At 50.1% G+C, this 16,250-nt stretch carries 12 protein-coding genes and 1 pseudogene; 2 read left to right on the top strand and 11 right to left on the bottom strand.

The window, feature by feature from the left end:
- Positions 1-50: 50 nt before the first annotated feature.
- The 11 genes from AC6I8N_RS24825 to AC6I8N_RS24775 all read right to left on the bottom strand — a co-directional run bounded on the left by AC6I8N_RS24825 (position 51) and on the right by AC6I8N_RS24775 (position 13,607).
- Positions 51-1,598, bottom strand: a complete 1,548-nt coding sequence (locus AC6I8N_RS24825; RefSeq protein ID WP_497831486.1) for an HAL/PAL/TAL family ammonia-lyase — start codon at positions 1,596-1,598, stop codon at positions 51-53.
- A gap of 54 nt (positions 1,599-1,652) precedes the next feature.
- Positions 1,653-2,528, bottom strand: a complete 876-nt coding sequence (locus AC6I8N_RS24820) for an ABC transporter substrate-binding protein (protein WP_497831485.1) — start codon at positions 2,526-2,528, stop codon at positions 1,653-1,655.
- A gap of 5 nt (positions 2,529-2,533) precedes the next feature.
- On the bottom strand, positions 2,534-3,253 hold the full coding sequence (locus tag AC6I8N_RS24815) for an ABC transporter permease (protein ID WP_497831484.1): 720 nt from the start codon (positions 3,251-3,253) through the stop codon (positions 2,534-2,536).
- The gene (locus AC6I8N_RS24810) at positions 3,250-3,900 is read right to left on the bottom strand and encodes an ABC transporter permease (protein WP_497831483.1); all 651 of its coding nucleotides are present in this window, start codon (positions 3,898-3,900) and stop codon (positions 3,250-3,252) included. Before AC6I8N_RS24810 ends, AC6I8N_RS24815 begins: the two co-directional genes overlap by 4 nt.
- A complete protein-coding gene (locus AC6I8N_RS24805; protein WP_497831482.1) occupies positions 3,897-5,000 on the bottom strand; it encodes an ABC transporter ATP-binding protein in 1,104 nt (367 codons plus the stop codon). Before AC6I8N_RS24805 ends, AC6I8N_RS24810 begins: the two co-directional genes overlap by 4 nt.
- A 68-nt stretch (positions 5,001-5,068) precedes the next feature.
- Positions 5,069-6,334 carry an N-carbamyl-l-glutamate amidohydrolase ErtE gene (gene ertE / locus AC6I8N_RS24800; RefSeq protein WP_497831481.1) on the bottom strand — a complete coding sequence of 422 codons (1,266 nt, stop codon included), beginning with the start codon at positions 6,332-6,334 and terminating at the stop codon, positions 5,069-5,071.
- Positions 6,328-7,725 (bottom strand): hydantoin-5-propionate amidohydrolase, encoded by a 1,398-nt coding sequence (ertD, locus tag AC6I8N_RS24795; protein WP_497831480.1) that lies wholly within the window; start codon positions 7,723-7,725, stop codon positions 6,328-6,330. The genes ertE and ertD overlap by 7 nt, the downstream gene beginning before the upstream one ends.
- Positions 7,726-7,880: 155 nt before the next feature.
- Positions 7,881-10,202: a molybdopterin-dependent oxidoreductase gene (locus tag AC6I8N_RS24790; RefSeq protein ID WP_497831479.1), complete on the bottom strand. Its 2,322-nt coding sequence runs from the start codon at positions 10,200-10,202 to the stop codon at positions 7,881-7,883.
- A gap of 5 nt (positions 10,203-10,207) precedes the next feature.
- A complete protein-coding gene (locus AC6I8N_RS24785) occupies positions 10,208-11,839 on the bottom strand; it encodes an S-methyl thiourocanate hydratase (protein WP_497831478.1) in 1,632 nt (543 codons plus the stop codon).
- A 74-nt stretch (positions 11,840-11,913) separates the two neighbouring features.
- Positions 11,914-12,516 (bottom strand): glutathione S-transferase family protein, encoded by a 603-nt coding sequence (locus tag AC6I8N_RS24780; protein ID WP_497831477.1) that lies wholly within the window; start codon positions 12,514-12,516, stop codon positions 11,914-11,916.
- An 11-nt stretch (positions 12,517-12,527) separates the two neighbouring features.
- The gene (locus tag AC6I8N_RS24775; protein ID WP_497831476.1) at positions 12,528-13,607 is read right to left on the bottom strand and encodes an S-methyl thiohydantoin desulfurase; all 1,080 of its coding nucleotides are present in this window, start codon (positions 13,605-13,607) and stop codon (positions 12,528-12,530) included.
- Positions 13,608-13,925: 318 nt separating this feature from the next.
- Here AC6I8N_RS24775 and AC6I8N_RS24770 point away from each other — a divergent pair.
- Positions 13,926-15,199, top strand: a pseudogene (locus AC6I8N_RS24770) (O-acetylhomoserine aminocarboxypropyltransferase/cysteine synthase family protein).
- A gap of 36 nt (positions 15,200-15,235) precedes the next feature.
- Positions 15,236-16,246: a substrate-binding domain-containing protein gene (locus AC6I8N_RS24765; protein ID WP_497831475.1), complete on the top strand. Its 1,011-nt coding sequence runs from the start codon at positions 15,236-15,238 to the stop codon at positions 16,244-16,246.
- Positions 16,247-16,250: the final 4 nt, after the last annotated feature.

Genomic DNA, 16,250 nt, shown 5'->3' with positions numbered 1-16,250 from the left:
CAATGGTTCCCGGATAACAGGAGGCTAAACATACTGGCCATATCAGCCTGTCAACCGCTGAGTACGTTATCCACAATATGATTCAAACTGCCATCATCAATAAAACGGCGCACATCGGCAAGATCCGGGTACATTTCACGATCACTGACGCGGAAGGTGACTTTAGTTCTTATTAATTCCCACGCAGCCGCTGTCGCTTTTCCCGGACGCAACGGTTTATGGAAATCCAGCGCCTGTGCCGCGCAAAGAAATTCTACACTCAATAAATCCGCCAGATTTTCAATCGCAGTCTGCACTTTACGCGCTGCCAACGCGCCTTGAGAAATATGATCTTCCTGCCCGGCCACTGTGGACAGGGTATGCACGGAGGCTGGTGCGGCAAGCGCACGATTCTCCGCCGAGAGCGCAGCAGCAATACAAGGTGAGATGGAAAATGCAGCCCCTCCGCCCTCACGGCCCGAGAGAAATGCAGGCAATCCGCTCAGATGCTGATTCACAAGCCGGTCACTTCTGGCCTGAGAAATCGTTGATAATGTGGCAACCGCAATCGCCAGATTATCCAGTGCCAGCGCAACCGGTGCCCCGTGTCCATTGCCCCCAGGTAACGCGACCAACTCATCATATTCCACAATGAAAATAGGATTGTCCGTCAGTGAATTGAGCTCGGTAGTCAGCACTTTCCTGCAATACGTGATTGCATCCCGAACTGCGCCGTGGACCTGAGGAATACAGCGTAAACTCAGTGCATCCTGTAGACGGTAATGCCGATGTGCATCAAGAATTTCACTGTCGGCTAAAAGCTTCAGAAGCCGATCCGCGGTTTCCAGTTGGCCGGGATGCGGGCGAAAACGGTGCAGTCGGGGATCGAACCCACGAACATTTCCGCGCATAGATTCTAAACTCATTGCCCCCGCAAGGTCGGCAAGCGCGATCAGCGCTTCGCACCGCACCAGCGCGATAGCACCGAGTCCGGTGATCTCATAGGTGCCGCTGATTAATGCATGTCCTTCCCTTGGGCCGGGTTCGCGAATCGTAATACCCGCGCGTTGCATGGCTTCAGCGCCCGATAGCCATTTACCCTCAAACCATGACTCTCCATAACCAAAGACACTCAGTCCGATATGTGCCGTCGCGATAAGATAGCCCACAGATCCACCCAATGGTGCCCGCGGTGTCACGCCTTTGTTTAACATGGCGGCTATTGTTTCCAGCAATTCGGGTGAAACACCGCTCGCACCTTTCAGCATGGCGACAATAATCGTGGCCATAATGGCCCGAACATTCCAGCTATCCAGTGGGGTGCCCACGCCGCTGGCATGACTGCGTAACATGTTGAGTTGTGTTTGTCTGATTTCTTCGGGAGTAAGTTTGACACTGTACAGGTCCCCAACGCCGGTCGTCAGGCCATATATGGGAACGCCACTGGTAATTGCATCCTGCATTAGCTGCTGCGTTTTTCTCATATTTTCCAGAGAACATGGGTCAAGCATCACTTTTGCACCGGCGGCAATGGCAACAATATCCTCAACCGTACACCCTTGCTCACTGAGAGTTATCGTCTCTTTTTTCTTCAGCACAGCATGCATGAAATCTTTCATTTTTTTATCCAGAAATATGTAGGTGGAGAACCGCGCTCCCCACCTGCGGCGGCATTAATTTAATTTGTGTGCTTTGAGCCAGTCAGAAGCAATAACATCGTAATCATCATGATTATCGAGACGCGCATTCATCGCAATCAGATCCTGTGTCGTTAATGCCTGTGAGATGGCATTCAACGTGTCAGTTACCGTGCTATTGACCTTAGCTGAAGAAATAAGAGGGACAACGTTCTGTACCGGATTTAAATTCTGCGTGTCGTTAAGAGAAACTAAATTTCTGGTCTTAATAGAGGGATCGGTTGAGAATACACAGGCAACATTAACCTGACCGTTCACCAGCGCCGATAATGTCAGTGGGCCACAAACATCCAGCGTTTTATAGGATTTGAACTCAAGACCATAGACAGATTTCAGTCCCGGCAACCCTTCGGGACGCGTTTTCCATTCAGCCGGGCCGCCCAGTGTCATACTTTGACTGTGCGTTTTCAGGTCACCAATATCTTTCAGCTTAAACTTTTCCGCTGTTTTTTCGGTCACTGCCAGTGTCACCACGTCCTGTGCTTGCGACGGTGTCAGCATGGTGATGCCTTTGGGCAGCGCTTTTACAAGGTCACCGGCCACCTGCTCGGTCGTTTTGGCCTGTGATTTTTTATCAAAATATTGCAGCGCGGCACCGGTGTACTCAGGCATAAGATTGACCGACCCGTCAATCAGCGCGGGCATATAGACTTCGCGACTCCCAATATTCATTTTTCTTTCTACATGAATATTTTTTGCCGCCAGTGCATCCGCATAAATAGTTGCCAGGACCTGGCTCTCAGGGAAATCTGCTGAACCGATAATAATCGTTTCTGACGCTTCTGCTGCATGGGTGACCTGGCAAAAAGCGAGCGATAACACAGATGCCGCAAATAAATGACTCAATTTCATTTAAGTTAACTCCGGTTGCGTGTAAGAATAAATGGAACGGAAGATTTTTGTGATGTTTCACGCCGTAAAATACCGGGCGAAACCACTACCCTGATTAATAATGAAAATATAAAGTCAACTAATAATGCTAAAACAGCCACTAACAATGCACCTACGATCATTTGCTGGTAATCACTCTGCGCACGCCCATCAATAATCAATCTTCCTAAGCCACCTAAAGAGACATAAGCAGCAATGGTCGCCGTAGAGATGATCTGTAGCGTCGCACTTCGAATACCGGAGATAATTAAAGGTAACGCACAAGGTAATTCCACCGTTAACAGTAAACGCCACGGGGAATAGCCCATTCCTCTGGCCGCATCAATAACGGTACGGTCGATGCTGGTGATACCAGACCATACTCCGAGCATAATTGATGGTAACGCCAGTACGATTAAGACAATCAGGCTGGGTATAATGAAAGCCAAATCCGAGGTGAAAACCGGGCCTAAGATAATCACCAGAATAATGATCAGACCAAAGGACGGTAAAGCCCTGAGCGCGTTTGCGCACCCTATCAACACGCGTTCACCTTTCCCGGTGTGCCCGCAATAACAACCAATCGGAAAAGCCACCAGCAATGTGCACACCAGAGCAACCGCACTGTAAAGCAGATGCTGCCAAATCAGGAGCAGCAAGCCGTCATCTCCCAGCCAGTGTGAACTGTCCGCAAACCATGTAATCATGATTTTCTCCTTGCCGGTTGCCATACCACCAGCTTGTGCGTGCCATATACCACCAGGCTGTCGAGCAACAACGCCAGCAGGACACACAAGACCACACCCGCGATGATCGGCGTCAGGAACTGTAGCTGAAACCCTTGTGTAAACAGGCTGCCAAGCTGCGGCGTTCCCACCAGGGCAGCAATCGATACAATGCTCACGTTCGAGACCACCGCGACCCGAAATCCAGCGGCGATGACGGGGATCGCGACAGGCAGGTCGATCGTGAGAAACTGGTGAAAGGGCTTGTATCCCAATGCGATGGCAGCCTGGCGGGTGTCTGGTGATACGGAATCCAGCCCATCACATACCGTGCGCACCAGCAGTGCAAAGGCATAAATAACCAGAGCGACTATCACATTAACCGTATCCAGAATGCGCGTGCCCAGAATACCGGGGAGTAAAATGAATAATGCGAGGGAAGGAATGGTATATAACAACCCAAACAGGTTAAGCAGCACCGCTTTCAGACGGGGTAGCCGCTGAATCAGTCCACCAGCCGGGAGCGCCAGTGCCAGGCCGATGAGCACCGGTAACACCGATAACCAAAGATGCCAGAGAAACAACTGGGCTATCTGGTCACTTTGCCGTAAAAGCCAGTCAAATCTCATAGCCCCACCGCCTTGTTGCTGGCGCGCAGAACGTCCAGAACATCATCAAACCCCAGCGTTCCCAGCAGTTGCTGCTCGTCATCAACAATGACACCTCGCTGGCAGGGTGAACTGAGTACCGCATCTGTCAGCTGACGCAAGTTGCCGGAAAGAGGCGAAAAAGTGCTCCCCAGATTGATGTCACTGAGTTCAATCGTTGACTCAGTGGCCTGTTCCAGATCAAACCAACCCAGTGGTTTATTCTGCCCAGTGACCAGTACCCAGCGTCCCTGAGCCATCGCTCTGGCCCGTGTGACGCTTTCACCCAGATTAACGGTCGGTTCGGTTTGCAGGGGTAATTGAGGCTGCAATGGGCTAAAGGTTAAACGACGATACCCTCGATCCCTGCCGATAAAATCGGCGACAAACGGACTCTTCGGTGAGGTCAGGAGTTCAGCCGGTGAGGCAACCTGTGCCAGTCGTCCCCCCGGCATGAGAACGGCAACCTGGTCACCCAACTTCATCGCTTCATCAATATCATGCGTGACCATGATAATGGTTTTGCCAATCTCCCTTTGCAGACGCAAAAACTCATCCTGGAGCTGCTCGCGCACAACGGGGTCAACTGCGCTAAAGGGTTCATCCATCAGCATAAACTCAGGATCGGACGCCAGCGCGCGGGCAACACCGACCCGTTGCTGCTGCCCACCGGAAAGTTGCCAGGGATATCGATTGGCCAGCGATGCAGACAGGCCCACACGTTCCAGCAATTCCATGGCCGTTTTACGCGCGGCGTGGCGCGTTGCACCATTAAGCATGGCGGTCACTGCAATGTTATCAACGATGTTTTTATGCGGGAAAAGTCCGGCATTTTGAATGACGTAACCAATCTTTCTTCTTAATTTGACGACATCCAATTCGTCAATCGACTGATCATTAAGTAAAATTTTCCCCGATGAATGCTCAATCAAACGATTGATCATGCGCAATGTTGTCGTCTTTCCGCATCCCGAGGGACCGACAAGAATAGTCAACTTCCCCTTTGGTGCCGTGAATGAGAGCCGGTCCACAACAAGGGTTCCATCTTCATAATGTTTTGTGACGTTCTCGAACGAAATCATGATTAGCCCACTGTCTTATTTTTTGAGCAGCCCCTCATCTCATGCTGACGAGGGGCACCGTCTGATATTCAGGAAACGTTGCGTACCGATGGCTCGAATCCCTGCCTGTCAAATGCGATGGCAGAATCCAGCAGCACACTGATGCCACGAGCCAGTTGCTCCTGCGATGTCCATTCCTCCGGGCAGTGGCTTTTCCCCAGTAAACTGGGGACAAAAAGCATTGCTGCGGGTGCGAGCGTCGCCAGGAAGGCGCTGTCATGCCCTGCACCACTGGGCATAATGCGGGACAACCATCCCCGTTGCTGAGATGACTGCTGAATCAGCGACATCAACTGAGCGTCACAGAGGGTGGGTTGTGTATCCGTAAGGATGACGAAATCCTGTAATGAAACGCCAAACTCCTGCGTGACCTGCCCGGCCATGTTGCTGAGCGCATTGGCAAAATCTTCCATGACCTGATGGCTGTCAGAACGAATATCGAACACCAGCCGCACTTCGCCGGGCACGACATTACTGGCGTTGGGAGAGGAGAATATTTGCCCGCAGGTAACGGTGAGATGATGCTCGCCTGCGGCTGAAATCGCTCGGGCAAGGTTATCTGCCCGTTGAATCGTATTGGCCGCGGCAACCAGGGCGTCATGACGCATATGCATTGGCGTAGTCCCTGCGTGTGCAGCCTGGCCCGCCAGCGTAAGCGACAGGCGTAGAATCCCGACGATACCACTGACAATCCCAATATCTTCATGATGTTGTTCCAGGATCTGTCCCTGCTCAATATGCAACTCGAAGCTGGCTTTGATGTCCTTTCTGATGCTGAGTTGGTCAGGATTTCCGCCCACTCTGCGGATTGCATCTCGTAACGACTCACCGGTTTCAGGATGAGGCGTTTCCAACAGGGCCTCATGCAGAAAGCCACTGATCCCTCGGCTACCAACGCAGGAAATGCCCCATTCACTGGGTTCTTCAGCCAGATAATCAATGATCTCTATACTATGGCGAGGACGATAATTGGCGTCATTCATCGCGGCAATGCATTCCAGACCGGCAATGACCCCAGCAATACCATCAAAGCGGCCGCCACCCGGAACCGTATCGCTGTGAGAACCCATCACCAGGGTTCCGGCATCAGGATCAGTGCCGTTGATGCGGCCAATCAGATTACCTGCGCTATCAATGTGCGTATCCAGACCCAACATTTCCATTTGCTGCGTTAACCAACTTCTGCCCGCCAGGAAGCGCTCGCTGAATGAACGCCGGGTGTAGGGTTGTGCAGGATCGGTATACTGGCTCAGCGTCAGCAGCCACTGCCACATACGAGAATCATTGATCAGCATTTTTCCGCCACCTCACGGCGACAATGTGGAGAAACGAACTGGCCATTCCCCGGCTCAGCCGTCACGACATTGTCGGCATAAATCCATTCACCTCTCAGCATGGTGCGTTCAACGCGATAATAGATTTCGCGCCCGTCATAGGGTGACCACGGAGAGAAGTTGTTGCCACTTTCAGCGGCTGAGTAGATATAGGGATCGCGTTTAATGATGATCAGATCGGCATCTTTGCCAGATTCCAGCGCACCTTTACAATTATCCAACCGGAACAGCCGGGCGGCATTGTAGCTGAGGACTTTGGCCAGATGATGAAAAGCGATATTGCGCTGTTCAGCACCGGTCAGTGCCAGGGTAACCAGTAATTCCAGCCCCGACGCACCGGAAGCATTCTCGAACATATTCGCAGAGTTTTTACGCTCCAGTGACCAACTTACGTGGTCGGTCGAAAGGACCGTAATATTCCCTTTTTCGAGATGCTGCCACAGCGCTTCACGTTCTGCCTTTTGCCGCACCGGGGGATTAATTTTTGCTTTCCCCACCAGCCGGGCCACATCCTCTTCTTCACTCAAGATTAAATAATGCAGGCAGGTTTCAACCGTCACGTCATAACCCAGATCGCGGTAGCTTTTGCATAATTCAATACCACGACCATTAGAACAATGGACAATATGCGCACGACATCCCGTTTCTGCGCCTAATTCATACACTTCCGCACTGGCAATATTTTCAGTGTAACGCGGTCGTGAAAGATTATGCGCCCGGTAATCGGTGATATTTTCCTGTTTTAATTTTTCAATAAGGTATTTTACGGATTCATCGTTCTCATTATGCACGCCAGCAATCAAGCCAAGTTTAGATATTTCACTAAAACATTCATATAACATATGCGGAGCAATACGTGGAAAACGCTGGGCATCAGTTCCAAAACTTGAGAACTTGAATCCAATCGCACCTGCCTCAGCCATCGCCTGCAGATGTTGTTTCCCTTCTTCAGGATGCACAGTGCCATACAACGCAAAATCAACTCTTACCTGTTCTTCAGCTTCTTGTCTTTTAAGGTTGAACAGATCTTCATTGCAGATGAGGCGTCCTGCATCATAAGGCATATCAACAATTGTGGTTACTCCGCCTGCGGCAGCCGCCTTTGTTGACCAGATAAAATCCTCATTGCCTTTCTGACTGCGGCTATGCACCTGAGCATCAATAGCACCCGGAAAAATGTAACTGCCACGATAGTCAATGAGATCAGTGGTTTTGGGTAATGATTGACTTGATTCTCCCACGGCAACAACCAGGCCTTTACTGATCGCCACAAAGCCTTCTTCAATAATTTTATCGGAAAGAACCACTTTACCTAAAATAATTTTTTCGCATACAAACTCATTCAAAGACATATTCATCTTACCTGTAGTAAATTAAATAACCGTCACTCCCCGCATCTTTAACAAGATATTGCAGTGGAATATTATAAGTAATCTGGCAACATCAGGTTTCAATAACCCGCTTGAGCGGACCCTTCATAAACAGGCGGGAGAATTCACATAAATATTTATTCATTGACATCCTGATATCGCCTTAATATTTTCGGTGGTGTAAATGCGGTTATTTCTGGCAACTCGGAAAGATAGCGTTCAATTTCAACCAACAACGAATTGCAACTCGGCCCCTGTGAGAGTCGGGAACTTCCCTTGTCCTGCGTCAGCACATTAGGATTACCATGTTTATCCAGACACTTCCCATCCTGATATAATGGATCAAACCAGGCACCTGTCGGGAGTTGAGCGACCCCCGGCATTATGGCATCACTGACCTTTACACCAGCCAGACACTGTCCACGGTTGTTAAAAATCCGAACAACATCCCCTTCAACGATCCCTCTGTTCTGTGCATCAATGGGATGCATCAACAACCGGTTTCGCCCGCTGATTTTACCTGACCGACTGACCTTGCCGTGGTCATATTGACTGTGCAATTTATCCGCTGGTTGCGGCGACAGCAGATGAATTGGGAATGTTCGCGCCAGGGGTGACCCCAGCCACTCCTCAGGTTCAAGCCAGATCGCATGCCCAGGACAGTTCTCATAGCCATAACCGGCAACCCTTTGTGAATAGAGTTCAATACGTCCTGATTCTGTCGACAGCGGGAAATGCTCAGGGTCCGCACTGAAATCCTCCAGAAGATTGTAATGGCTCTCAGGTTGGTCAAAGGTCACCACATCTTCGCGCCAGAACTGGTCAAACGGCGGCAGGAGGGGGTTTCTTTTGCGGGATTGTTCATAAAGATCCTCTACCCATTCTTCAGCGGTTCGGCCTTGGGTAAAGTTTTCTTCTATGCCGAGCTGCTGCGCAATAGATTGAAAAATATGATAATCATCACGCGCTTCCCTGAATGCAGGGAGCGCTTTTTTCATGGCAACAATCGTGTTATCACGATTTACCAGTGCGATGTCATTGCGTTCAAATGACGTCGTGACGGGCAGGATGATATCGCCATGCCGCGCGGTCGCGTTCCAGAACGGCTCCTGAACAATGATGGTTTCCGGCTGTTGCCACGCCTTAACCAGTCGATTGAGATCCTGATGGTGGTGAAAAGGATTGCCACCGGCCCAGTACACCAGTCGGATGTCCGGATAACGCCGGGTCATGCCGTTGAAATCATACTCATCACCCGGAGCCAGAAGCATGTCTGCCAGACGCGCAACCGGGATGCTTTCAGCAACCGGATTTTTACCCTGAGGCAGACTGGGCCAACGATAACCCAGCTCATTTTGTCCGACGCCATTCAGACAGGCATAACCAAAGCCAAATCCCCCCCCTGGCCGCCCAATATCACCGGATAGCGCTGCCAGGGTGACAGCCGCCCAGTAAGGTTGCTCGCCGAACTCTGCTCGCTGAATCGCCCAATTAACCATGACCATCGTACGGTGCGAGGCGATCAGATCGGTCAGTTCTCTAATTTTGGCTTCCGGGATCTGGCAGATAGCCGCCGCCCATGCAGCGTCTTTCACAATGCCATCGTTATCACCCCGCAAATAAGCTGAAATCTGCTCAAATCCGACGGTGCATCGCTCGATAAACGCCTTATCGTAACGTTGCTGCTGAATCAGCTCGTAGCACAATGCCAGGAGTAATGCGCTATCCGTGGTGGGTCGCAGCGGTAACCACTCAGAAGGGATGTTCTCAGGCATATCATCGCGACAGGGGGAAAGATTAATAAAACGCACGCCCTGCTCCACAGCACGTTGCAGGGATGCATTGTGCAGATGTCTGCCAACGCCGCCCCCCTGAATCTGACTGTTACGCCCTGGTAGACCGCCAAACGCCAGCACCAGCTCACCGTGACTGGCGATTTGTTCCCAGGTGGTGTAGTGGCTGACCAGACCATATTGGTTGCCAATGATATACGGCAGCACCACTTCACCCGCCGCTGACGAATAGGTGTTCTCTGAACTCGTGTACCCGCCGATCAGATTCAGAAAGCGATGAATCTGGCTTTGCGCATGGTGAAAACGCCCTGCGCTTGCCCAGCCATAGGAACCCGCATAAATAGCCTGATTCCCATATTGTTGCCGTACCCGATCCAGTTCGGCTGCCACAATCCCCAGCGCCTCATCCCAGGAAACCTCAATAAACGCATCTCTGCCGCGCGGGGTAGCTTCTCTGGATGTCTTATCCAGCCACCCTTTACGAATCAAAGGGCAGGCGATACGCACCGGCCCGTCGATCGCCCCCGGCAGTGATTGACCAATTGGTGAAGGTTCCGGGTCTTCCGTCCACGGTTTAACCGCAACGAGGGTCGAATTCTCAATATGAAGCTCGTAAATACCCCAGTGGGTTGAAGTCAGGATTTTACGTTCTGGCGAGAGTGACATGACCGTTAATCCTTAAACTGCGCAGAGATACCCAGACCAGACTCGCGTGCAAGGTTTACCGCAGTTTCATACCCGGCACTGGCGTGGCGCAGAATACCGATGCCGGTATCATTATCCATCACCCGCGATAACCGCTCCGCCGCATCCTGATCCCCGGTCGCCACCGTGGTCACTCCAGCCGAGACCCCCCAGTTACCTAAAGAGTGAACGGCCACCAGATCGGCACCTGACCCACAGTTCAGTAAGGCATTCAGGATTGGCCAGTCGGCAATCGCATCCGAACCGTCAGACATATTTTCAGTTTCACGGTGCGGCAAGGTGGCAGATCCAGAATCAAGATGGTCACGCGTGAAGGCAATCGGTCCAATCTTACCCTCCGCCACAAGCTGATTGACGGCCAGCGCCAGTTTCTTGCGTTCGCCATATCCCATCCAGCCGATACGCGCTGGCAGGCCGGTGAACTGAACGTTATCTCTGGCGGTTTTTATCCAGTCGACAATCCGCTGGTTGCCCGGAAACAATTCCAGCACCAGATCATCAATTTTATAAATGTCCTGAGGATCGCCACTTACTGCAATCCAACGGAAGGGGCCAATCCCCTGACAGAAAAGTGGACGGATAAACATTTCAATAAACGAACGAATTTCAAAGGCCGCACTGACGCCGGCTTCACTCGCATATTTTCGGAGATTATTCCCATACTCAAAAACGATGGCTCCACGTTTCTGCAACGTCAGCATCGCTGAAACATGCTGCCTGATGGTTGCGTAGGACAAGGCCTTCAGTTTTTCAGGATCCGATTGGCGTAAGCTCACGACGTCTTCTTTTGTCACGCCAAGCGGGAAATAGCCGTTTACCGGTTCAGCAATCGTCTGATCGGTGACGATATCCGGTGTCAGACCGCGTTCAACCAGCACCGTTAAAACTTCAGCAATATTTCCAACCAGCCCTACTGAGATGCCTTTTCCTGCACGTTGAGCATTGGCGCACAGGGCAAGCGCTTCATCCAGCTCATATGTCAGGACCTGGCAATAACCGCTGTCCAGCCGACGCTGGATTTTGTTTTCGTCAACTTCAACCACCAGGGTGGCCGCACCGGCGAGCTGTCCGGCAAGGGGTTGCGCACCACTCATGCCGCCACATCCTCCTGTAACAATCAGCCGCCCCGCCAGACTGCCCGAGAAATGTTCACGCGCCGCAGACATGAATGTCTCATAGGTGCCCTGCAAAATGCCCTGGCTACCAATATATTGCCAGGCGGCAGCCGTCATCCCCGGCATAACGGTGAGTCCCGCCCGCTCAAGCTTGCGATAATCATCGTCACCCGCCCATCCGCCAACCACATTGCCGTTAGCCATTAACACGACTGGCGTGGTGTTTTGTGATGGAAAAATCCCCACAGGCTTACCCGATTGCATCACCAGGGTCTGGTTGCTTTCGAGACGCTTAAGGGCATCGACCGTCTGGTCAAAACTCACCCAGTCTCGTGCTGCTTTCGCCCAGGCCATGTAGATCACCAGTTGATCGGGGTTCTCAGCATTCTCAAGATTATTTTCCAGCATTCTGAGAATGGCTTCCTGGCGCCATCCTTTACACCGGAGTTCACTACCCCGCTGGGCAGTAATCTTACGTGACATAATTAATATCCTGAACAATCGAAAAAGTTAACCCATTAACTACCTGATGAAAAAGTAATGACGCAGAATAAGCATCAGGCGTTCACAATATTTTCGTAACCAGGGATATCTTTAAAATCTTTCAACCAGCGTTGGATCGATGGCCACTCATTTAATACATATCCACCTTCTTCAGCCATCGAAATATAAGGATAGAGGCTAAAATCGGCCACACTCAGGCTTTCACCCGCAATCCAGGTATTCTTTTCGAGACACTTATCTACATGGGTAAGGGCGGGTTTACCTAATTCCATATAGTGAGAAATGATATCCTGGTGCTTTTCACGTTGATTGATCATTGTATAAAAGCGTGGGTACGCCAAAAAGCGCAGCAAATCCGCTTGTTCGAAGAACAACCATGCATTGATTTTGCACCGTAATACGGGATCGGCAGGTAATAAAGAGGTACCCTCGGCAAAATAGAGTAGTATGGCGTTAGACTCATTCAGGAAGCGTCCGTCTGCAAGCTCCACAGCGGGAATACGAGCAAAGGGGTTAATTTTTTTAAAGGCGTCTTCTTTATGCTTTCCTTCGGCCAGATTAAGCGTTTCCCTTACATAAGGGATCTGTAAGAAGTTCAGCATCAATCTAATTTTCCATGCATTGCCTGAAAGTTTGCTGTCATACAACTTGATCATAAAATGCCCTATTAATTCGATTTGATATAAGAATAAAGTTCAACACCAAGTCCCTGTTCTATTTCTGTAAATACAACCGGATCAATAGCACCTTTGCCAAGCGGAAACTGAGTATGATGCGCAATAATAATGCTGACTTCCTGTCCTTCCGACATCGTTGAAATAGCAATCGGGTCACCCGTGCGAGCATCAACTGAACCAATCATGTCTGGAAAAGTCGCCACGCGAGTCCCTTCTTTATCCGCCGTCATAAATTCGTTATAGACACCCAGACTGAGAGTTTCACTGCCATTACTGACCGTGACATAACCGATGTCGAATCCATCTTTATAAACCACATCATTTTTTATTACTCTGCCGCTGATAATCACTTCGCCTCCCATAAATGAGGCTGCTGCCGTGGCACGGTTCAGACCCGGCTCCGCTGACAACATGGCTTCTCCCAGCTCAATTTGAAATGAAATAGCACCAGAAGCACCATTTTCTACAATAAAATCAGGTTTATACGGCCCTCTGGCGGAGGCAACCAGTCCCCCGCTTATTGTGGCGCAATGTCGCATCACCTGGGATGTTTTAACCAAATTCCCTTCCGCGACCACGGAGATTTTTGATCCTGTTGAGGCATATCCTGCCTGAGCAACCTGCACAATTGAAATATCCGGTCGGGATGCTAACCCCATCCCACCCATTTTCACTGTCGGGTGACCACGACCATTTGCCGCTGCATCAATATAGGGAACATCTAATGCTGCGGCGACAAGCCAGCCATTAAATCCCGGTACATGTCCACACATGATACCGACAGGTTTACTACCGAGTTTTTCAATTAATGACTCTGCGGCACTAATATGATCTTTTAACACCAATTCAGGTTTTGCAAAACCTGGTGCACCCACTGATGTCGAAATTAACACATACCCTTCATCGTCTATTTCATCAAGTTTTGCAAGACGGATGGTGTTAAGCCCAAGTGCCACTTCAGCAGCCAAATCGTGTTTCTCTAACGAGTTATTAACACCACTTCCACCGGCGGAGAGCAGCAAGCCACCATACATTGCCGGGAGGACATCTTTAACACTAAGGTCTCTCATTTATCAATCACCATGACAGTACAATTTATTAATAAGCTTATTTAAAAATAAAATAAGTCGATATTTATAGTTAGCTGCAAGCAAAATGCCAGTTAACAAAACCGTTTTTGTTCGCGTTTTTACCCTGTACTACCTAAATAACTCGATCAAATAACGTGCATTAGCACCATTTTAGTGCACCAGCATGGATCGCAACATGATTTTTATCCTGGATATGTAAAACAGGAGGGATTGAAGTCATTCCAGAGATGCATTACATCTAATGCACAATTTACTTATTCCGCTACGCCATTCATTACACATTTTAAGGAGAGAATAATGAAAGATGCTACGCTTGCCATTCATGCCGGATTTCAGTGCGACCCCGTCACAAAAAGTGTCGCGGTTCCTATTTATCAAAACGTGGCTTATGAATTGACAGTGCACAGCATGCCGCCGATCTGTTTAATCTGGAAGTACCGGGTAACATTTACAGCCGCATAATGAACCCGACAAATGATGTGCTGGAGAAACGAATGGCAGCCCTCGAGGGAGGGATTGCCGCTTTGGTATTATCTTCGGGGAGTGCCGCTATTACCGCTGCAATATTGGCGCTCGCTCGCTCAGGGGACAACATCGTTGCAACACCGCAATTGTACGGCGGTACCTATACGCTTTTAGCCCATATGTTACCGGGGCTGGGGATAAAGGTGACTTTTGCCGAAAATGACACACCCGAGGCAATTGAAAAAGCGATCGGCCAAAATACTAAAATCGTTTTCTGTGAAAGTATTGGTAATCCAGCGGGTAACATCATCGACATTGCCGCTCTGGCAGAGGTTGCGCATCGGCACCACATCCCATTGATGGTGGATAACACCGTCGCCTCACCCGTTTTATGCAAGCCTATCCAGCATGGTGCAGACATCGTGGTCCACTCATTGACCAAATATGTTGGAGGACATGGTAACTCTCTGGGTGGCGTCATCGTCGATGCGGGAAAATTTCCCTGGCATTTGCATCCGGAAAAATTCGCTTGCCTCACCTCACCTGAACCTGCTTATCATGGTGTTGTTTACACAGCAACTTTTGGTGATGCAGCCTTTATCGCCAGAGCGCGCACGGTTCCCCTCAGAAATACAGGCGCGGCGTTATCTCCAATGAATGCATTTCTTATCCTCCAGGGCCTGGAGACGCTGACTTTACGTATGAAGGCGCATGTAGAAAACACCCTCAAGGTCGCTGAATTTCTTCAAAACCATCCTGCCGTTTCATGGATCAATTATGCGGGATTACCCGGTCATCGCCATCACGAACTCGCGATTAAGTATATGCAGGGCCGCCCGTCAGGCATATTGTCCTTTGGGTTAAAAGGAGGATTTGACGCAGGTGAGGCATTTTATGATGCACTCAAACTGTTTAAGCGCCTGGTAAACATTGGTGATGCACGTTCACTCGCCTGTCATCCGGCATCGACAACCCACCGGCAACTGAACGACGCCGAGTTGCTCGCTGCGGGTGTTTCACCGGAAATGATCCGTCTGTCTGTTGGAATAGAAGATATTGAAGATATCCTGAATGACCTGATTCAGGCTTTGGAACACACCGCATAAGGCATAACAGCCCAGTTATCAATACCAGGAAAAGACATGTCGCTTTCTGAACTTGCCAGAGACCTTAAATTATCCAAATCAACAGTGTCACGGGCACTCAACGGCTACAGCGATGTGGCTTATGATACGCGACAGCGCGTCATGCAACGGGCGATTGAACTGGGCTATATACCGAATCCCGTAGCAAGAAGACTCAAGGGCGGACGAACAAACATGATTGGCGTGGTTCTCCCCCCTCCGCTGGTGAATGGCATGTTGGTGGAGCCTTTCTATTCTTCAATGCTCGGCGCACTGGTGTTTGAACTCCAGGCTGCCGGGCTGAAGCTGCTGATCACCAACCAATATAGCAACGAAAGTGATGAGGATGTCCGCAGCTATCAGGATATGGTGCAGCAGAATTTGGTTGATGCCATTCTGATCCTGAGAACCCGCGTTAATGATCCGCGCGTCGAGTATGCACAAAATAACAACCTGTCATTTATCACGTTTGGCCGGACACAGTCACAGCAACCCTATGCATGGGTCGATGTCGATCACTTCGATGCCTTTTATCAGGCCACTGGCCGACAGATTGCCCGCGGCCATAAGCACATTGCCTTTATAAATACCTCCACTGAGTTCAATTATGCCCGGTTGCGGCATGAAGGATACCGGCAATGTTTGCAGGATCATCAGCTTATCTATCGTAACGAATGGCAGATGATGGGAGGACTGACCGAAATGGACGGGTATGTGCTAGCCAGCCGCTTGTTGAAAGTTCAGCCACGGCCCACGGCAATTGTCTGTGCCACGGATGATATTGCGATTGGGGCGATGGCTGCCTGTCGTCTCATGGGTTTACAGCCGGGAAAAGACATCTCCCTGATTGGTTACGGTAATACGCCGGGGGCGGCTTATGCCAGCCCGCCCCTCACCACGATGGATCCCTTTCCTAAAGAGAATGGTAAACAGTTGGGGATGTTTTTTAGCCGCCATCTGTATCAGCGAAGTGAGTCAGAATTTCACCACTTACAAAAAGCGATGCTGATCATTCGGGAATCGGATTAAATTT

It is taken from the genome of Pantoea sp. X-Soil-TKNS-1279, from assembly GCF_059730565.1.
Note: the sequence above shows the minus strand (reverse complement) of the source record. Positions and strands in the feature narration are given on the sequence as shown.